We start from the raw sequence: 18,829 nt of genomic DNA, 5'->3' as shown, positions 1-18,829 counted from the left end.
GAGGAGAGTATATGCGATTAAGTGAATTAAGTGGTAAAGAGATTGTGGATTTAGAAAGAGCAGAAAAAATGGGGTTTTTAGGTTATGTGGATTTAGAGATTAATGAGAGAGATGGACAAATACAAACGCTTATCATACCTGCTGGGAAATGGGGAGGTTTTAAAAAAGAACCACAAGAAATAAGGGTAGCGTGGAGGCAAATTAAGAAAGTGGGACACGATATGATTCTTTGTGATAGTATAGATCATTCAAATTTAAAATGAAAGATGACCATTTTGGTCGTCTTTTTTTATATCTACATATAAAGCTGATAAATCATATGTGCTTTTCGTTTTTCAATCACCTAAAACTCGTACATTACATATGATGTGGAGGAAAAAGAAAAAGTAGGCACTTTTCTTATAAATGACAGAAAAAGAAGGTGAATTAGGGAATGTTGACTGAGATGCATATTGCTATCATAGGAGGAGATGCAAGACAGCTAGAAGTAATTCGCAAGCTAGTCGAATTGGATGCAAAACTTTCATTGATAGGGTTTGATCAGTTAGATCATGGTTTCACAGGGGCAGCAAAAGAAAGTATACAAAATTTAGATTTCACTTCTGTAGATGCAATTATTTTGCCAGTTGCAGGTACAAATGCCAAGGGAGAAGTAGATACTATTTTTTCAAATGAAAAAGTTTCTATAACGAAAGAACAAATTGAAAATACACCAGAGCACTTTACTATATATTCAGGTATTGGTACGCCTTACTTGGAAAATCTCGTATCTACTACGAATCGGAAACTTGTTAAATTATTTGATCGTGATGATGTGGCAATCTACAATTCTATTCCGACTGTAGAAGGTACATTAATGATGGTAATTCAACATACCGACTATACAATTCATGGGTCCAATGTAATGGTTTTAGGATTTGGTAGAACAGGGATGAGTGTTGCCAGAGCATTTCAATCATTAGGAGCCCACGTCAAAGTTGGAGCAAGACGATCTGAACATATTGCACGTATTACAGAAATGATGTTTTCTCCTTTCCATATGCAAGATATTGAGAAAGAAGTAGGAAATATCGATATTGTGATTAACACAATTCCGCATCTCGTTGTAACAGCGAATGTTATTTCAAAAATGCCAGCTCATACGTTAGTAATTGATTTAGCTTCTAAACCAGGCGGTACCGATTTTAGATATGCGGAAAAAAGAGGGGTTAAAGCGCTGTTAGCACCTGGATTACCGGGCATTGTTGCTCCGAAAACGGCAGGACAAATTTTAGCAAACGTTCTTTCTCAGTTATTAACAGCAGACGCAATCGCAAAGGGGGAGGAAAAGAAATGAATTTGAAGGGGAAACGAATTGGTTTCGGGTTTACAGGTTCACATTGTACGTACGAGGAAGTTATGCCACACTTAGAAAAATTAATTGCTGAGGGAGCAGAAGTACGTCCCGTTGTTTCTTACACTGTTCAATCAACAAATACGAGATTTGGAGAAGGGACAGAGTGGATTAAAAAGATTGAAGAAGTAACAGGTTTTAAAGCGATTAATTCAATCGTTGGAGCGGAACCACTTGGGCCTAAAATTCCGTTAGACTGCATGGTAATCGCTCCTTTAACAGGGAATTCTATGAGTAAATTTGCGAACGCAATGACAGATTCTCCTGTACTAATGGCAGCGAAAGCGACACTTAGAAATGGCAAGCCTGTCGTATTGGCGGTTTCGACGAATGATGCTTTAGGGTTAAATGGGGTAAATCTAATTACACCAACAAGGTGACGACAAAGCGCGAACGCTTATATGTCGCCATCTTGAGGGAGCTTAGGGTAAAGCACAAGTTCGAAATCATCGAGCCTTTGCCACTTTTCCTTCTTATAAACAGCCTTTTCTAAAACTGACTTTAGGAGGCTGTTTTTCTTTTTCGGATCATCTGTTTTGAAGTACAGATCAAGAACATGCTCCACTTGAGGAATTGTATCTTTCTTCACTTTTTCTTTTTTAATTTCTGTTTTTATTTCTTTCTGTAGTTTTTCCATTGTTGAAGTAATTTCATTAATACGATCGGAAATTACATTCGAACGTTCTAAAAACATATCGACAGTGTAAACGCCACGTTCTAATAAATCATGTGAATTGTTTTTTTGTTTTTGGACATCCACTAATTCTTTTTCAAGCTTTCGTAATGCAACTTCATTCATTTGAATAACTTGCGTTTCTTTTAATTTGTCATCTTGCTTATGTTTTTCAAAATCAGCTTTATAATTGACATACCATTCTTTTAAAGCCTCGAGTAATCGTTTTTCAATTAACTCAGTATAGCTTGATTTGTTTTCGCAGCCACGGTGTTTACAATCCATAGCTTCTTTTCTATTTTTCGGATAACGTTGGACCATACTGTAACCACATTTACCGCATTTAATAATACCAGCAAGTGGATTTTTAATTCCATTTGTATTGTAAGGAACATGATACCTTGAATTTAATTTATCTTGTACCTGTTCAAACAGACTTTCTGAGATAATTGGTTCATGTTTTCCATCAGCAATAATCCAATCTGATTTATCTTGCCTTGCACAACTACGCTTTACAGCATCAGGACGTTTCACTTCTTTTCGTTTTTGCCACGTTACTTTTCCGATGTATACATTGTTTTTTAATATATCTAAGATACTGTAGGGGTTCCATTCGTTTCCTAACTTACTTTTGTAGCCAAGATCATTTAACTTGCTTCTGATTGCGTTAGCACCCATATCCTCATTTGCATACCAATCAAATATCATTCTTACAACAGAAGCTTCTTCTGAATTGATCGTTAAAGTACGCTCTCGCTTATTTAAACGATGGATATCATATCCGAATGGTGCATGTGTGCCAAGGTAATTTCCAGCCTCTACACTTGCGACACGGCCGCGTTGCATACGGCGTGTAATAATCTTTAACTCCTTACGTGCCATAAATGCTTCAAATTCACTGTATTCTTCGTCCCACTCATCATTAAGGTCATAAGTCTTCCTAGGTGTCATAATCTTCGTATTCGAGCGTTTAAACGTCTCTAAAATGATTCCTTGCTCTTTCATACCACCACGACCTAAACGGTCCATATCCATGCAAAGAACAGCATCATATTTGTTATCTTCAATTTCTTCAAGTAGCGCCAACATTTCAGGGCGTTTCACTAAGCTCTCACCAGAAACGATTTCCTCACGGACAGATAAAACATTTAAGTTCATTTCCTTGGCAATTTTCAGCAGGGTAGAGCGGTGCTTTGCTAAAGTTTCACCTTCGCCGCGTGATTCGGCTTCGAGATCGGCACGGGATTTTCTTAGATAGATTGCTGTTTTCATAGCATATCCTCCTTTTAATAGTTATTATAAGCTTTAATGATGAATATAGAAGCACTGTTTTTCTACGAATTAAAAGAACGTTTGTTCTTATTTTACTTAAAAAAGAAAAGCCTATAAAGGCTTTCAAATATGATATTTTATTGAACAGTCACAAATTTCTCGAATAAAGCTTTGCGCTGGGCCTTATCAGACACGTACGGATTGTTAAATTTCTTATTCCAAGATTGATCCTCTACCTTTAAATCTTCAATCTTAAATCCAAGATATGTATTCAAAGAATTTCTATCCAAGCTAGTGTTGTATGTTTTCCCATCGAACGGAAGAGTCATTTTTACCGTATTTAAATCTGGAAACTGTCTTAGTAATCTAGCTGGTTCGCTTACAAACATTTTTTCAATAGCATCTCCAGTTGAGAAATATTGTTTATATTGTTCTTCAGTAACGTTGCTATCTGGTTTTGCTGATTTATAAGATGCAAACGAATCATGGAATGTAATTTCAGCTTCTTTATTATTTAGTTTCATATCCTTAATAAAATTTCCACCTCTGATGTTTTGGGCATAGGAGATGAATTCTTTTTGTTTTTCTTCAGCCTTTTTTTGTTCCTCAGCTAATTTCTTTTCTTCAGCTTTTTGTTTCTCTTCAGCATCTTTTTGCTCTTTGGCCTTTTGTTTCTCTTCGGCTTTTAGCTTCTCTTCAGCATCCTTTTGTTCTTTGGCTTTTTGTTTCTCTTCGGCTTTTAGCTTCTCTTCAGCATCTTTTTGCTCTTTGGCCTTTTGTTTCTCTTCGGCTTTTAGCTTCTCTTCAGCATCTTTTTGTTCTTTAGCTTTTTGTGCTTCTTCATTTCTTAACTTTGCATCAGCTTTTTGCTTAGCCTGAATTTCTTGCTTTTCTTCAGGAGTCATATTCATATCAACTCCTACAAATGAAATTATAGATAAAACAAAAGCGATTCCAGTGAATTTTAAGAACTTCTTCATTTTTGGACTCTTTTTAAATAGAAGTACAAGAGAAGTAATTAATAAAACAGTAGTAACTAAAGTAGCTAGTACTAATAAAAGGGAGAAAAATATTTTCATAGATGTAACTCCTAACGTATAAAAGTGTATTTTAGTTTCAAATTAATAAGTTTTTAAACGAGCAAATCCACTCGGAACTCCATGAATTTCCGCAACTTCTTGAATAGACAAACAAGTATCTTCATAAGCAGAAACCATTTCATCGGTAAGCAACAACTCCACAGCAAATGTATTTGCTTCAATTTCTAAACGATCTACTGAAAAGAATGTTTGGTTACGTAAGAAGGGAGTGTTTGCTTTCGGATGAAGTACAGCATGGCCTAATTCATGTGCACAAACAAATCGTTGGATAGTTTCATCGATTTGATTATTAATATGAATAAATTTAAAGCGCTTATAAGTGTTGTAAAAGCCAAGAGTATTCCCTAGGTCTTCATACAACACGATAATATCTTTTCGTTTAGCAATTTCAAATGGATTTGTTGTGCCATGTTTGTGTGTGATTTTTAGTACATATTCTTTAATATCCATTCTGTTGCTCCATTCAATCTTTTTTATATTTGTTTGGAGTGAATTTTTGTTTTGCTAGCTGTTTTGCCATTCGCATTGAGTTTTCAAGAGAAATACGAATCATTTCTTTTGTATGTTCATCGATTGGTTCTCCATCAAACATTAAGGCATCTTCGCTGTTTTCTAATTGTTCTAAGGTTTTTTCTAAATCGCGAGCGATGTCACGGGTATCTTTTTTCGTTAATTCAGGAAGTGGACCAGACGAATCTAAATTATCGGCTCTTCCTAATAAATAATCTGTTGTTACTCCTAAAATATTTGCCAAATCCTTTAACATTTCATTTGAGGGAGTACTATGACCATTTTCGTAGTTACTAATGGTGCCTTTAGTTGCATTAACTTTATCTGCTAATCCTTGTTGTGTAAGTTTACGCATTTTACGCGCTTCTTTTAGTCTTTGTGTCAACATTTTCAGCACCTCCTATTAATAAAAGTACAAAAATATTGTACCTTATATGGATTTGATATTAAACTTTGTACAAGAAAATTGTACAAATGCATTGACGTACAAGAATCTTATACTTATAATAAAAGTACAAGTTACTTATACAGGTGGTGAGACAATGAATAAAAACATAAAGTTGATTAGGGCTAGGAACAAAGTAGGATTAACGCAACAAGAATTAGCGGATCAAATGCAAGTCACCAAATCTACAATTAGTAATTGGGAAAATGGATATAGCAACCCAAATCTTGAAAAAGCTATAAGGTTATCCGACATTCTCAATTGTGATGTGAAAGATTTAATTTGACGTATATAAGTACAAGTTTCTTATACTTTTGAGTGCGAAAGCAGGTGGGAAAATGACAGCAACTAACATGGCAGTACCAGCAGATCAGCAGCATACAAATATAGAAAGCACTTCAAGAGGTGACACCATGAGCCAACAAGAAGAATATGCAGCGACTTATGAATTTGGAAAAACGAAAGTCCATGTTGTGGCTCCTGAGCCAAAAGCGCAAAAGGATATTGATAAACTCCTTCAAGCATATTACAAGGCTGGTTGGGCCATCATCAAAGAAATGCAAATGAAAGAAAACATTGAGGAATAGTTCCTCTCTTTTTACATGAAAAATAGACAAGTTACATATGTACTAAATTCATTGTAACCATTTGAAAACTAAATATGGAGGCGAACAGATATGGGAACAAGCATATACTGCAATTCAGCAATAGGGGAATTATTACAGAATGCTAGAGAGTGTTGTGATAATGTTCAGCTGAAAACGAAGAAAGGACTATCTAAGTACCTTGGCATTACACATGAACGCTTAACTCGTATTGAATCTGGACTTTCTAAACCAGAATTTGAACTTGCGATGGATTGGTGTCATGCAACAGGTGCAAAGTTGAATCAACAAGCGATTAAACATATTTATGGTGTTGGTTTACCACCTACAGATCCACGTTTAACTCAAGATGTGAATTTACAATTGATGAACTACATTAAACAGGCTGAAGAGGGGATTGCGGCAGCAAAGGAAATCATGAACTTACAAGTTACAACAAGGTCATGGAAGCTTGATGAAAAGAAGAACCATGAATACACAGTTCATGCAAAAGAAATCTTCGATACAATTCAAGCAACTCAATGTGTAGTACAAGCTTTGGAACAAGCACATTTTGGCATTATGGAGCAAATACAAAGAAGTTGGTTACAAAAAGCTATGTCGGAAAACGTTATTGTTCAATCGGTAGATAGCTTAATGACTTTAACAAAAGTTCTGTAGGGGAGGAAACCTAAATGACAGTAGATTACAAGAATCCAAGCTTAGGAGAGTACAAGGAACTAATTCGTTATGATGCAAAGCTAACTGGTGAAATAAAAATAGCTAAAACATTTGGTGATGATGAGAAGTTCAGTGAGTTAAAGCAAGAGAAGAAGTTAGTGGGAATTCGAATCAAAATTATTGAAGCATCATTCACTTTAAAACATAAATGGGCAAAAGAAAAAGCTACCGCCTAGACAACAGTAGCTCAGAAAAATATCGTAAAGCAATTATAACATTTTATAAATCGTTTGGACAAGCACTGTGCTTGTCGTTATGACCAGAAAGGGATTGTTCCTCCTATCCCCCTACAATAAACCTTTCTGGTTGTAACGATGCGTACAGCATCAATTCAAATAGAAAAGAGGCGTAATTCATGACATATAAAAACGATTCTCTTCATGATCTAGTTCTTCCAGGAGATTTTTCATTTGCAAATAAACTTCATAACTGCATGGTTGCATGTATTCAAAACATGTTTACTGCAAATTCAGCTGAAGAATCAAATTACTGGGAAGAAGAACTGAAACGATGTATGAAAGAATTTAAAATGCTTCGGGATACCAAAGAAGAACATGAGGCATCGATGAGTTATCGTGTAGTGATTAAAGATTTAAGAGCAAGAGGAGTTAATGCCTCATTAGTAACACGTAGAAAATAAAAAATCTATCACTTGGCAGAGTGATAGATAAATGGTTTTGAAAAAAATCTTAGATTAATTATATCAAATTAGCATTCGTATAACAATGAGGTGTGTTGCATGCTTTTAGATAAATCGTTACATAGAGTGTTGCTGAACCCTAAGGTATTTCAGCAGGCAACATCAGGGCAACACCTAATTTACTTAGTAAATCAATATCTCAAAACAGGATACAAGAATTATCGCTTATTACGTGTAGAGGACGGATTTGCGATATGTAAACGGGAGGATGAATAATATGGCAGTTTATAGACCAGTACATGTTTCATTTTGGCAAGATTCATTTGTTTTAGATCTTACACCGGAGGAAAAGTATTTCTACTTATATTTGATGACAAACAGTAAGACGTCTCAATCAGGAATCTATGAGCTTCCACTTCGTATTATTGAAACTGATACAGGTTACAACCGCGAAACTGTTATGAAGCTATTAGAACGTTTTGCTGAGTACGGAAAAATTAATTACAACCAAAAAACAAAAGAGTTGTTCTTAATCAACTGGTTAAAATTCAATCCGATTAAAAATGTGAACATTGAAAAGTGTGTATTAAAAGAAATTCAATCTGTGAAGGATCAGGATTTTTTACTTGATTTCTACGAAACTTGCTTGGAATTAGAAGTGCAACAAGACTTTAAGATTCCAAGAATTAAGGAGTATTTATCAGCACGTTTGGAGGGACTTATAAGGGGCTTCGAAGCCCCTAGCAAGGAAGAAGAAAAAGAAAAAGAACAAGAAAAAGAACAACAACAAGAAGAACGCGCAGGCGCGGAAGAAGTTGTTGAGGTTAATCCAATTTCTTTTTACGAGCAGAATTTTGGATTTATTACACCTTTTATCGCGGATGGTATTCATGCTTGGATAGATGATTTAAATGCAGAGTTAGTTGTAAAAGCTATGGAAATCGCTTTAGAGAAAAATACAAGAAACATGTCTTACGTAAATACAATTTTACGAGATTGGCATCTTAAAGGATTGAAAACAGTAACAGACGTTGAAGCAGCTGATAAAGCATTTCGTGATCAACGATTAGCAAAGGGACAGCAGCAAAATCAAGCACCCTATCAACAAAAAGGCTTATCAGAATCTACTAAGAACGTAATACAGCAGCAACAATCATGGGAACAGAACATTCCAACGGATGAAGAACTCGCAGCACTTACTAAACAGAGTGGGTGGATGGTTCAATGAGTAACGATATGATTCGTAACGTAGAAGCTGAACAAAGCGTTTTAGGTAGCATTATTCAAGAAGGCGATTTAATTAAAGATTGCCAGCTGAAGGTAAAACAGTTTTCTTTACCGACGCATCAAGTGATTTTTAAAGCAATGAGAGAGCTAGAGGATGCTGAAGTGCCAGTAGATCTTGTGGCTCTCATTGGGAAATTCGATGAAAGTTTTATGCATCAAATTGGCGGAATTGAATTCTTTGTGAACTTGACAGAGGTTGTTACGACAACTAAAAACTTCTCGTATCATGAAGGTTTAGTGATTGAAGCTTGGAAGATGAGACATGCTCAAGAGGTTGCTGGTAACTTATATAACCGCCTTCAGCAAGATAGGGATATGAGTGCTATTAGTACATCGATAGATGAATTAAGTGCCATTGAAGAAACAGGTTATTCAGATGAATTCAACTTGAAAGACACACTTGTTGATTTGTATAAGAAAATGCAAGTTGATGTAGGGGATTTAACCGGTATTCCAACTGGCTATGACGACTTGAACAGAATGACAGCAGGGCTACAAGAAGGCGATTTAATCATTGTCGGTGCCCGTCCTTCAATGGGGAAAACAGCATTTGTATTAAACGTCGCTTTTCATGCGGCAAGTGCTCATACAGCAACAGGAGTCTTTTCGTTAGAAATGGGGGAAGAACAGTTACTTAAGCGGATGATCTCAAGCACTGGAAATATCGATGCTACGAAATTAAAGAATCCTAAAAAGCTATGTAATTTAAAGGATTGGGAAAAAATTAGTCAGGCAATGGGGCTAATTAATGATTTGCCACTAGAAATTTACGATAAAGCAAATGTAACAATGCAAGAGATTTACGCAAAGACTAGGAAACTAAAGCGTAAGTACCCCGATAAGAAAGTTTTAATTGCCATTGATTATTTGCAGCTTATTGTGGGCGATCCAAAACATAGAGGGAACCGCATGCAAGAAATCGGTGAGATTAGTCGTAAGTTAAAATTGATGGCAAGAGAATTAAATGTATGTGTAGTTGCCTTATCGCAGTTAAGCCGTGCTGTGGAGAGTAGACAAGATAAGAGACCGTTGCTATCAGATTTACGTGAGAATGGGCAAATTGAGCAAGATGCGGACTTGATTGCATTTTTATATCGTGAAGATTATTACGACCGTGAAACAGAGAATAAAAACATAACAGAAATCATTTTAGCGAAACAGAGAAATGGCCCAGTTGGTGTTGTTGAACTAGCATTCATTAAAGAATTTAGTAAGTTTGTAAATTTAGAGCGTAAGTTCAATCATCAACAGGAGGCTTAATCATGTTATTACGGCAAGAAGTAGAACGTAGAAAATTAGCAATTATTCGTAAATTATCGGGATTAGGATTAGCTGAAATTAACAGACAAACATTAGATCAACTAACGTTAACGCAGCTTGAAGGGATTTTAATAGCAAGTTTGCAGGTGTTGGAGGGAACAAGCGATGACAAAACAGCTAACAATCTTTGATGTTGAACCAGTTGTGTCATTTGATCCTAAGAAGGCTCATGTTCACCGGTTAAATTCTAAACTACGTTTTGCTGACGTTGTTGTACAAATACCACGCAGAGCAAAGGCGATTGACGAATTAAAACCAACGACAGCTCCAGATGATCGTTATGAATTATTTGAGGATTATACAATTGGGATTTGGCGTTATAAGCGAGTGGAGGATAAACAGTTTGATTGGGAAGAAGCTGAAGAGATATGTAAGCGAGCAAGGGATAGCAAAGAGCCGATTCCAATACGGCTTCATCTATCCTTGGAACAATCATTTGTTCCGGAGAATGTTGTGCAGTATTTATAAGTAAATAAAAAAGCCGAGAATACTCCCGACTACTTTCGACAAAGTAATTATATCATGGGAGTGGTGAATGTGGCGATTATTAAAGAAGATATTGCAGAAATGAGGGCGGAAATTTCTTTAACTGAAAATATGGTTTATATTGTGAAAGATGGACAAGTTCGTCAAATAGAGCCGCCGATAAGTGGTCATGGTGAGCAGTCCTTGATATACAAGAATAAAAAAGTAATTCGTATTGAAAAACGAGAATCAGAGTTGATTTAGCCTAGCTTTTATTTTTTAAACAAGTTGGAAATTGGGGGATAATAAACTTTGAATTTTGTTCAGGATGAAGACTCAGTGAACAATTAATTAATGAATAAAAGGAGAAATCCCCGCGGGGACAGGGATTTCGGAGGGAAGAGGACAATGTCGTACTGTGTCGGAATTTGGCGTATTCGACGAATTAATATTATCACGAATTTTCAAGTAATCGCGGTGTTCGATGTGTCAAAAATGTGTACGAATTTTATATCAAAGCGTTATTTTATAGAAATGTGAAAAGAGCACACAGAAAATGTGCACTCATAACAATCTAAATTATTTTAAGGACCATGATATATCATCAAGGACTTTATAAATATAACTATACATGCGGTAAAAGAGATATTTTGGATTGTATTTTTGTTTCCAGTTCATAATAATCACCTCTCATACAAATAATTTAATTATATTATACAGTTATTAATTAGAATGTTAAGAAAACTCGATATGAATTAAGGTGAATTTAAACAAAATAGTTATTTGATGATTTGTGATAAAAAAGCGATTATCATAAAAGCGCACTTTAATTAATGATAATCGCTTAGATATTTATAAGTTAATTAGGTATTGGAAATATAGTTTCACCAGGCTTGGAGAACTTATACAGTTTTCTTGCGAATTTTAAAATGCCATCTTCGTTTGCTGTTAAAGTTTTAATATCTTTCTCGAGAGATTCTCCAATCTTTTCTAGAGCAAATAATTTTTGTTTTTCTTGATCTATTAGGGCTTGTTTTGCTTTTATTAATTTTTCTTGTTGGTAAATGGAATGTTGAGCAGACAAAGTTATAGACAATATAAAAGTTAAAGCCAATAAAAGACGCCGTCTTAGTTTTTTATTTGTTTGTTGTTTTTGGGGGATTAATTGTTGTGATAATTCTGGGGTATTGCTCATGTTAATGCCTCCATTACTAATTATAGAATTTTAAATTTGAACTCAATTTTGTAAATGTGTGGTTTGTAAATTTAAAATAAATCCCCTATTTTAATTAAAAACTACCCTTATTGAAGGGGACAATAAGGGCAAAAAACATTGATTTGCAAGGGGTCATCTGCAAAACCTTACAAATTGTAACATGTATATATACTTATAGTAGTTACGAAAAAGTAACAAAAACGCTATTTGATAACTTAGTTATGTAGAAGAAAAATAGTGCACAAAGTTTTTTGTGCACCACTATATTAAAAACTATGTCTTGTCAGGTTAATATATGTTCATTTTACACAATGGTGAACATATTGAAGTGGAACTTAAATTTAAAAAGAACACTTAAATAATTGCTCTTAGGACCAAAACTCTTAATGTAAAAGAGTACGTGATATCGTATGTGATTTCTTTAATAATGTGAGTCATTTGAATAAAGAGAAGTCGTACAGTAAAAAAAGAGCACTATACACCAGTGCCCTTCAAGAAGGAGGTAACTCTATGAGCTAAACATCTTTCGATATTAAGGTATGTTTAAGGGGTAAGAAATAAAACCAAAAGTGTAGTGGAATAAAAAGGAAAAGAAGTTTCACCTGTTCATGGGCTAGGGAGTAGAATGCCTTTTTAGCTGGTATGTAAGCATTATATGCAATGGAAATCAGAACATACAAAAAAGAGCAGCTAGCAAAAGCTAACTGCTCGGCTCTTGACCAAGAAAGCTAGAGTAGGAGAAATCGACTTTTTAAAGCCTTATCTACAGTGTTAGACAATGTTTAGAATTTTATTCACTTAAGACATAAAAAGAGCAGCTAATAAAAGCTAGCTGCTAAGCCCTCGGGTATGAAGGGAAATCAGAAACTGTATCTACAGTATTGACGGGATATTGAGTTTTATTCAGGGAGGTAGAGGGAAATGAAAGAAAACAAAAAGGTTAAGATTCCACAAGCAGTAGCTGATGAATTAATTAAAAAGGCAAAAATGTATTATCAAGAAGGGCCAGCATACATGATGCTTGAAATGTGTGACATTAATAACAATTCAACTTATGAATGGTTAAAAGGTGAAGGTAATCTCGTTAAATTAGCATCTGCCATCGAATTTGGATATGAGATTCAAGAAGACAAGCTTTTAGAACGTTATGAATGGAGTAGAGAAATAGCCAAGTCATCAAAAAAAGATGAAGGTGTAGATACTTCATGGCACATAGGACATTATGTAGGAATACAAGAAGCACTTGATATCTTAGGTATTAAAATAATTGGAATCAATGATCAGAACTCAACAAAATAATCCTCTTGTAAAAAGGAACTATAACCATTAAAAGTTATACTTGGAAAATAAAAGTGTTTAGTTGTAGTATGACATATGAGGTGGCTAGTAGACATGAATATGTAGTATATAAGATTACGAAAATAATAGGTTTTTAAACTTGAAAAAGATAGTAGAATATATGTAAAAATACATTGGTTTATATGTTAAAATATGTTTATTATGTTTATAAAGGAGTTTTAACTCATGTGTGATCAATCTAAGAATGGTAAAGTGATTTCTTTTATTAATATGAAAGGCGGAGTAGGAAAAACTACATTATGTATTGGTATTGGAGAATATCTGGCAAATTTCAAGGAGAAAAAGATTCTTTTTATTGATTTAGATCCACAATTTAATACGACTCAATCTATTATGGATCTAACAGATAACGAAGATGAATATATGGATGATTTTCGTCATAGAATCACTATTAGAAAAGTTTTTGAAGATACCAAAACTATTTCTGAGCGGCCCAAGTTACCAGATGTTTCAGAGGTTATACTTGATTTTGATACTGAACCGAATATTAATTTGATTTGTGGGACTATAGATATTATTAAAGATGATACTTCTAATAAATCATTATTCAAAAGGTTGAATAAATTTATTAAAGAACATCGATTAAAAGAGAGATATGACTTTATTTTTATTGATTGCCCACCAACTATTTCTTTTTATACAGATGCAGCGTTGTATGCTTCGGATTATTACATCGTTCCAACAAGAGTTGATAGATATTCTATTTTAGGAATAAAAATGTTAAAAAATGTGATAGAAAACTTAAAATATGATGAGGAAATAGATATTACGCCATTGGGTATCGTATATACCATGAAGAAACCAGGATTTGAAACTAAAAAAACACGTGAAATAAAAAAACGTTTTGAATCTGATGCAAATGTTTCTCAATTGGGTATATTTACAAATTCAACCGCAATAGTAAACGATTTAATGGTTGGATATCAAGGAAACATTTCCTCTAAATATGCAAAGTCCAAAGATGATATTGAAAAAGTCGCGGAGGAGTTTTTATATAGGGTAGAGGGAATTTCAAATAGTAGGGATGATTCTAATGAATAATAATATATTATTAGAATTTAAAAAGCATGTACAATTAGAAACAGTAAATAAAAATTATACTATAGGTACTGTTACGTTATTAATTTATTCAAAAGAAATTTTTAAAAACAACAAAGATATTGTTTCTTTTTTAAGTGATGTCTTTGATGAATCGTACTTACCTTATGTAATAAAAAGTAGAACGCTTGTGGCTGCTAAATTGGGAAGAGCATTGGCTAAAAAAGAAGAAAAAGAGTTTAGAAGTATTGATAAGTCTATTTTAACTTATTTCGATTCTGTTATCTTTGATAATTCAAGGGAAGCTGAGGAGACAAAAGAGACCAAGAAAATTAAGAGAAATAGGAAAAAGAATGCTAATGATAAATTAGATTCTTGGTTAAGGGGAATGTAATTGTGCAAAATATAGAAAAAGATATAGAGAAGTTTTTAGAAATATTAAATGCAGCCGGGAATTCGTGGAACACAGACGATTTAAAAAAAATAGCTTATGGGACAATTTTTTTTAAATGCCTGCAAGACACAAGTGAGAACAAACATTACCTTAAATCTTTAGTGCAAGATTCTTTGTCTATAGTAGATTCACTTTGCCAAAAGTCACAACGCTATTATTATTTTATATTACGTTCCTATATTGAAAACTTCTTTAGATCATTGTTACAACTGGAGGATACAGATGCAACAGGGGTAATGAAACTTTTTAGAAATGGTAAAAAAATGATTGAAGAAAATGATGGAATCAGTAATTCATATGAAAAGTTAGAAGCAGTTTATTCTGAATGCTGTTTGTTTGTACACAGTAATATAAATTCTGGTGACGAAATAAACGAATTTTTAAAGTCCATTTTAGAAAGGAATGACTTTGAAAATCCGGAAACTGTAAATGTTTTTTTGGGGAAATTTAATGAGATTTTGGATCTGTCAATTGTTATCTTCTTAACTTGTCATACAGAAATGGTAGATAGTAGCTTTTATCGAAAAAAAGATATTTTGAAAAAAATTCTTTCTGAGAAAAATTATATCATATTCCGTAGCCAAACAATTAACAATTAAATTTATAGAAGTATTTATATGTTAAAATACGAATGTGATGTGCGCTATACATAGTGATGCTCAATAGGGTTTTATCCTTAAGGTGGTAAGATATAAGGTTTAGAATTTTTAAGTAGGTTCTTTAAAAAGTTGAAAAATATAAGAAAATGACATAATAATAGCTATTAAATATTTAGTCCTACTGGAAGAACCAGCGGACACTGAACTATGAAGAGCATTAGTAATATTGCTCTATAGTTTGGTGTCCGCTATTTTGTTTATATTAACAAAATAGATAAGGGGTGTTTTTATATATGGCGCAATTAACTTTCTTACCTAAAATTGATCGCAAAGCAACACAGTTTCGTTTAGAAGAGATTCTTGAAAATGTTCGCATTTATAGACAATTCGGGATGATTAGAAATGAGATGAAGGTTACAGCATCTAGCGAAGTAAGATATCACGGTCCAACAAATATAGTAGGAAAGCCAGCTGAAGATATCGCTTTAGCAAATGTTGCAATGAGTGAAAGAGAAGTGAAATTACAACGTTTATCTTTTCAAATTGATAAGGCGCTAAGTCGTTTTAGCAAAAACCAAAGGGACATTATTGTAAAACGATATTTGGAAGATGAAGAAGTTTTTGATTACATGGTTTATAACGATATTGGTATGAGTGAGCGTACATATAGACGAAATAAATCTAATGCTTTTTATAAACTAGCTTTTGCTCTTAGATTAGAAGTATATGAGACAGAAGAACAGAATGGAGGCGATAACCTATGAACTTTGTTCAACCTATCCGTGATCCAGAGCAAATACAACAGATTAAAGAATATCTGAAAGAAAACAGTGAACGTAATTTTATTTTGTTTGTAATGGGAATTAACACAGGTTTACGTATTAGTGACATTCTCAAATTGAAGATAGGTGATTTGAAAGGTAGCCATATTTCGATGAGAGAAAAAAAGACAGGGAAACAAAAACGCATTCAGTTAACTCCAGCGTTAAAAAGAGAATTGCGTTGGTACATTGAGGAACGAGATGACAGTGAGTATGTAATTAAAAGTCGTGAAGGTACTAATAGACCAATTGGACGCAGCATGGCTTATAAGATACTCAGAAGCACAGCGGCAGAGTTTGGCTTAAAGGAGATAGGGACTCATACATTAAGAAAGACATTCGGATATCATATGTACATGCAAACGAAGAATATTGCTTTGCTAATGGAGATATTCAATCATTCCAGCGAGAAAGTGACACTTAGATATATCGGTGTAAACCAAGATGCAATGGATAAGGCTATGAATCGATTTAAAATATAGCAACATCCTTTTTATTTTTGATTTTTATAATTACCCGTTTTTTATGCGTTGTGTAACTCAAAAGGAAAAGTCTTATGAAGCTACGAATATCAAGGGATTCAGCGACAGGGGCAGTTACACAAAATATAAGATATGGGTAACTTATATATTTGATATATATAAAATGATAATATAATAGTGTTAAGTTTTATATTTTAAGGAGGATTTTGTAAACATGGAAATGTGGAATTACATAGTTACAACGGGCTCAATTTTAGCATTTATTGGATCTATGATTACATTACTGGTGAATTTTGTACTTTCCAGGAGGGTTAATACAGCAAGTTCAAGGACTTATTTAGAGTGTATAATGATAGATTCAAATATAAGATTAGAAAATTCCGGTAATAAAAAGGGGGCTAAGTTATTTCATTCTAAAGAATATAGGACGTTAACTCAAAAGTTCAAAGATGAAAAAGATAGAGGTGTGAAAGAGACGAGGGATGAATGTAGGTTCTTAAAAGTGGAGAATATAGGTTCAAATCCTTGTTTTGATGTAAAGGTAAGACTTACATTAAAGTGTGGAGATACTGAGGAAATAAATAAGAATTGGGATATTTATTCATTAAAAGAAGATGAAGAAATATATATTCCTTTAATAGATTCTAACTTTCAAAAGTATACAATACCTGTAATTGAAGTGAAGTATAAAACGATAGCGAATGAAACGTTGATATACCGGAATGAAGTAATGGATAACAATCATAAAAAAATAATTGTTATGAAAAGCGGATTGAGAAATCAAAAATTAATTACTATAGATGGTCCAGCTTTAAAATGGGAAACCCTAAAATAAATGGCAGAGTCGTGACCGCTTTTTGGCAGTAAATGTGCCGGTTGTTTTGGGAGCATCGTGATATATTTGTATTGTGAGTAGTGGCGGAAAACACAACTCATAAAGATTCTTTTATAATCTATATGTTGTCTAAACGGTTTCATAATGACGGCACATAAAATCCGAAACCAGCAGATGGTAGTGATTGAGTGATACTGTTATTAAGGAGAGCTTTTGCTCTTCTTCCAGTTACTTAATAATGTTGTGACAGTTAAATACAAACAACATTAGGTGGTTGGAAGAAGAATAAACCTTCATTTACCGTATGTATAGTAATAACATAAGAAATTGACGAAAGGGCAACTGGTGCACGGTTGCTCTTTTATTTCTGTTCACAAGAAGGTTTTCTCGTTATCATGCCGAACTATTTATTGTTATGGATAAATAAGGAGGTTATTATAATGCTTGAAGAATTGAATGGTGTTTTCAAAGATGTAATCAAATTAGCTCGTGATCGTAGAGTTTATTATGAGCAGAATGTCCAAGAGGGTGTTGTTTACACACTTCAAGAGATGAGTGCGTTTTATAAGTCTTCAGAAGGACAGGAATTAAACGAAAAGAAACAGTTATTGAAAAATTATTTAGAGGAATTAGATTTCGATACAGTAAAAACAATTCAATCTATTATGTATCTTGGAAGAGATAGGGATTACGATAAACAAGATACACCAGAGGAAATTTTTTATAAACAAAGAGAGGACTTTGATTCTCAAGGCTGGCAATCAAAAAGCATTGAGATTAATCAAATCGTCGAAAAGGCTCCTTTAGATGGATATTTAGAAGATGGCTTGAAAATATTGCAAATAAACTTAAAATAAAGCATTCCTTATGGAGTGCTTTTTATTTTGGAGGGATGGATTCTAAAGTGAGTATTTCATTAGATGGGAAGGTTTCACTTGAATCTATAGTTAAACAAACTACAGATGCTATCAAGATATCAGCGAATGATAGCAAGGGAGTGAGACATAAATGAAACTAACTAAACCAGAACAAGCAATTATAATCAGCACATTCATTTCGATGTTGGGACCAGATCTTGTAAATGAACGCATCGATAAACAGAAGTTAGAAAGTGTTATTCCAATCTTTAATGAGATGGAAGATAACACAACACCAAAGCAAAGAAGAGAAGCAATGGTTAGTTTGTTAGGTAAAACTATGGATGAGTTCTTAGTGACGAATGATGAAAGAATATAAAACCAAACAACAGAAGCGTAAGTTCTATGACAGTGGTGAGTGGAAGAGTATACGTGAACAAGTAAAGAAGCGTGACAACTACGAGTGCCAGGAATGTAAACGTAATGGTCGTGTTCAAACTGATACCAATGAGTACAGTGAGAGTGCAAAGCGTAAGAAGATTCAACTCGTTGTCCATCATATAAAAGAACTCGAAGATCATCCAGAACTTGCATTAGAAATAGATAATCTCGAAACAGTTTGTGTTAATTGCCACAACAAAGAACACGGTAGAACATTCAAAAAGAAACAGAATAAATGGGAACACGATGAAAAGTGGTAAAAATAATTCAGAAACAATCCCCCCCCTTAAAATATTT

General features: G+C 33.8%; 27 protein-coding genes and 1 pseudogene. 23 read left to right on the top strand and 5 right to left on the bottom strand.

Annotated elements, in window-relative coordinates:
• The first annotated feature begins 11 nt into the window (after positions 1-11).
• From COE49_RS21550 to dpaB, 3 genes and pseudogenes are all read left to right on the top strand, one after another.
• Complete coding sequence (locus COE49_RS21550) at positions 12-263, top strand: YlmC/YmxH family sporulation protein (protein ID WP_088230109.1); 252 nt, start codon at positions 12-14, stop codon at positions 261-263.
• A 170-nt stretch (positions 264-433) separates the two neighbouring features.
• Positions 434-1,336 (top strand): dipicolinic acid synthetase subunit A, encoded by a 903-nt coding sequence (dpaA, locus tag COE49_RS21545; protein WP_088230108.1) that lies wholly within the window; start codon positions 434-436, stop codon positions 1,334-1,336.
• Positions 1,333-1,758, top strand: a pseudogene (gene dpaB, locus COE49_RS21540) (dipicolinate synthase subunit B); the annotation flags it as partial. The gene dpaA and the pseudogene dpaB, both read left to right, overlap by 4 nt.
• A 32-nt stretch (positions 1,759-1,790) precedes the next feature.
• Here dpaB and COE49_RS21535 read toward each other — a convergent pair.
• From COE49_RS21535 to COE49_RS21520, 4 genes are all read right to left on the bottom strand, one after another.
• Positions 1,791-3,338, bottom strand: a complete 1,548-nt coding sequence (locus COE49_RS21535) for a recombinase family protein (RefSeq protein ID WP_098946099.1) — start codon at positions 3,336-3,338, stop codon at positions 1,791-1,793.
• Positions 3,339-3,475: 137 nt separating this feature from the next.
• Positions 3,476-4,417: a hypothetical protein gene (locus COE49_RS21530; protein ID WP_098946098.1), complete on the bottom strand. Its 942-nt coding sequence runs from the start codon at positions 4,415-4,417 to the stop codon at positions 3,476-3,478.
• 42 nt (positions 4,418-4,459) lie between these two features.
• Positions 4,460-4,888 (bottom strand): ImmA/IrrE family metallo-endopeptidase, encoded by a 429-nt coding sequence (locus tag COE49_RS21525; RefSeq protein WP_098946097.1) that lies wholly within the window; start codon positions 4,886-4,888, stop codon positions 4,460-4,462.
• 13 nt (positions 4,889-4,901) lie between these two features.
• A complete protein-coding gene (locus COE49_RS21520; RefSeq protein WP_098448363.1) occupies positions 4,902-5,336 on the bottom strand; it encodes a helix-turn-helix domain-containing protein in 435 nt (144 codons plus the stop codon).
• 154 nt (positions 5,337-5,490) lie between these two features.
• On the opposite strand from COE49_RS21520, the gene COE49_RS21515 reads away from it, so the two are divergent.
• The 10 genes from COE49_RS21515 (at position 5,491) to COE49_RS21470 (ending at position 10,694) form a co-directional block, all read left to right on the top strand.
• Positions 5,491-5,679: a helix-turn-helix transcriptional regulator gene (locus tag COE49_RS21515; RefSeq protein WP_098448364.1), complete on the top strand. Its 189-nt coding sequence runs from the start codon at positions 5,491-5,493 to the stop codon at positions 5,677-5,679.
• Between the two features lie 52 nt (positions 5,680-5,731).
• A complete protein-coding gene (locus tag COE49_RS21510; protein WP_098946096.1) occupies positions 5,732-5,980 on the top strand; it encodes a hypothetical protein in 249 nt (82 codons plus the stop codon).
• 90 nt (positions 5,981-6,070) lie between these two features.
• On the top strand, positions 6,071-6,658 hold the full coding sequence (locus tag COE49_RS21505) for a sporulation sigma factor-processing peptidase (RefSeq protein WP_098946095.1): 588 nt from the start codon (positions 6,071-6,073) through the stop codon (positions 6,656-6,658).
• Positions 6,659-6,672: 14 nt separating this feature from the next.
• Positions 6,673-6,894 (top strand): RNA polymerase subunit sigma, encoded by a 222-nt coding sequence (locus COE49_RS21500; RefSeq protein ID WP_098253106.1) that lies wholly within the window; start codon positions 6,673-6,675, stop codon positions 6,892-6,894.
• Between the two features lie 179 nt (positions 6,895-7,073).
• Positions 7,074-7,358: a hypothetical protein gene (locus COE49_RS21495; protein ID WP_098253105.1), complete on the top strand. Its 285-nt coding sequence runs from the start codon at positions 7,074-7,076 to the stop codon at positions 7,356-7,358.
• Positions 7,359-7,635: 277 nt separating this feature from the next.
• Entirely contained in the window at positions 7,636-8,586 is a 951-nt protein-coding gene (locus COE49_RS21490; RefSeq protein ID WP_098946094.1) for a DnaD domain-containing protein, read from the top strand.
• Positions 8,583-9,905 (top strand): replicative DNA helicase, encoded by a 1,323-nt coding sequence (dnaB, locus tag COE49_RS21485; RefSeq protein ID WP_098946093.1) that lies wholly within the window; start codon positions 8,583-8,585, stop codon positions 9,903-9,905. Before COE49_RS21490 ends, dnaB begins: the two co-directional genes overlap by 4 nt.
• A 2-nt stretch (positions 9,906-9,907) precedes the next feature.
• Positions 9,908-10,096, top strand: coding sequence for a hypothetical protein (locus tag COE49_RS21480; protein WP_098946092.1), 189 nt, complete (start codon positions 9,908-9,910; stop codon positions 10,094-10,096).
• Positions 10,071-10,433 (top strand): cell division protein SepF, encoded by a 363-nt coding sequence (locus COE49_RS21475; RefSeq protein ID WP_098946091.1) that lies wholly within the window; start codon positions 10,071-10,073, stop codon positions 10,431-10,433. The genes COE49_RS21480 and COE49_RS21475 overlap by 26 nt, the downstream gene beginning before the upstream one ends.
• A 69-nt stretch (positions 10,434-10,502) precedes the next feature.
• Positions 10,503-10,694, top strand: a complete 192-nt coding sequence (locus COE49_RS21470; protein WP_098253100.1) for a DUF3954 domain-containing protein — start codon at positions 10,503-10,505, stop codon at positions 10,692-10,694.
• Positions 10,695-11,289: 595 nt separating this feature from the next.
• Here COE49_RS21470 and COE49_RS21465 read toward each other — a convergent pair.
• Entirely contained in the window at positions 11,290-11,625 is a 336-nt protein-coding gene (locus tag COE49_RS21465) for a septum formation initiator family protein (protein ID WP_098946090.1), read from the bottom strand.
• A gap of 942 nt (positions 11,626-12,567) precedes the next feature.
• Between COE49_RS21465 and COE49_RS21460 the strand changes: the two genes are divergently transcribed.
• From COE49_RS21460 to COE49_RS21415, 10 genes are all read left to right on the top strand, one after another.
• Positions 12,568-12,945: a DUF1642 domain-containing protein gene (locus COE49_RS21460; protein WP_098946089.1), complete on the top strand. Its 378-nt coding sequence runs from the start codon at positions 12,568-12,570 to the stop codon at positions 12,943-12,945.
• 225 nt (positions 12,946-13,170) lie between these two features.
• Complete coding sequence (locus tag COE49_RS21455; RefSeq protein ID WP_098946088.1) at positions 13,171-14,046, top strand: ParA family protein; 876 nt, start codon at positions 13,171-13,173, stop codon at positions 14,044-14,046.
• A complete protein-coding gene (locus tag COE49_RS21450) occupies positions 14,039-14,437 on the top strand; it encodes a hypothetical protein (RefSeq protein ID WP_098946087.1) in 399 nt (132 codons plus the stop codon). The genes COE49_RS21455 and COE49_RS21450 overlap by 8 nt, the downstream gene beginning before the upstream one ends.
• A 2-nt stretch (positions 14,438-14,439) precedes the next feature.
• Positions 14,440-15,096, top strand: coding sequence for a hypothetical protein (locus COE49_RS21445; RefSeq protein WP_098946086.1), 657 nt, complete (start codon positions 14,440-14,442; stop codon positions 15,094-15,096).
• Between the two features lie 293 nt (positions 15,097-15,389).
• Positions 15,390-15,860, top strand: a complete 471-nt coding sequence (locus COE49_RS21440) for an ArpU family phage packaging/lysis transcriptional regulator (protein WP_098946085.1) — start codon at positions 15,390-15,392, stop codon at positions 15,858-15,860.
• Positions 15,857-16,399, top strand: coding sequence for a site-specific integrase (locus COE49_RS21435; protein WP_098946084.1), 543 nt, complete (start codon positions 15,857-15,859; stop codon positions 16,397-16,399). Before COE49_RS21440 ends, COE49_RS21435 begins: the two co-directional genes overlap by 4 nt.
• 214 nt (positions 16,400-16,613) lie before the next feature.
• A complete protein-coding gene (locus COE49_RS21430; RefSeq protein WP_098253097.1) occupies positions 16,614-17,234 on the top strand; it encodes a hypothetical protein in 621 nt (206 codons plus the stop codon).
• Between the two features lie 440 nt (positions 17,235-17,674).
• Positions 17,675-18,091 carry a DUF3775 domain-containing protein gene (locus COE49_RS21425; RefSeq protein WP_098253096.1) on the top strand — a complete coding sequence of 139 codons (417 nt, stop codon included), beginning with the start codon at positions 17,675-17,677 and terminating at the stop codon, positions 18,089-18,091.
• Between the two features lie 151 nt (positions 18,092-18,242).
• Positions 18,243-18,470: a hypothetical protein gene (locus tag COE49_RS21420; RefSeq protein WP_098253095.1), complete on the top strand. Its 228-nt coding sequence runs from the start codon at positions 18,243-18,245 to the stop codon at positions 18,468-18,470.
• Positions 18,457-18,792 carry an HNH endonuclease gene (locus COE49_RS21415; protein WP_098253094.1) on the top strand — a complete coding sequence of 112 codons (336 nt, stop codon included), beginning with the start codon at positions 18,457-18,459 and terminating at the stop codon, positions 18,790-18,792. Before COE49_RS21420 ends, COE49_RS21415 begins: the two co-directional genes overlap by 14 nt.
• Positions 18,793-18,829 lie beyond the last annotated feature (37 nt).

Source organism: Bacillus sp. AFS029637 (genome assembly GCF_002584985.1).
In the GTDB taxonomy this organism is placed as follows: Bacteria; Bacillota; Bacilli; order Bacillales; family Bacillaceae_G; genus Bacillus_A.
Note: the sequence above shows the minus strand (reverse complement) of the source record. Positions and strands in the feature narration are given on the sequence as shown.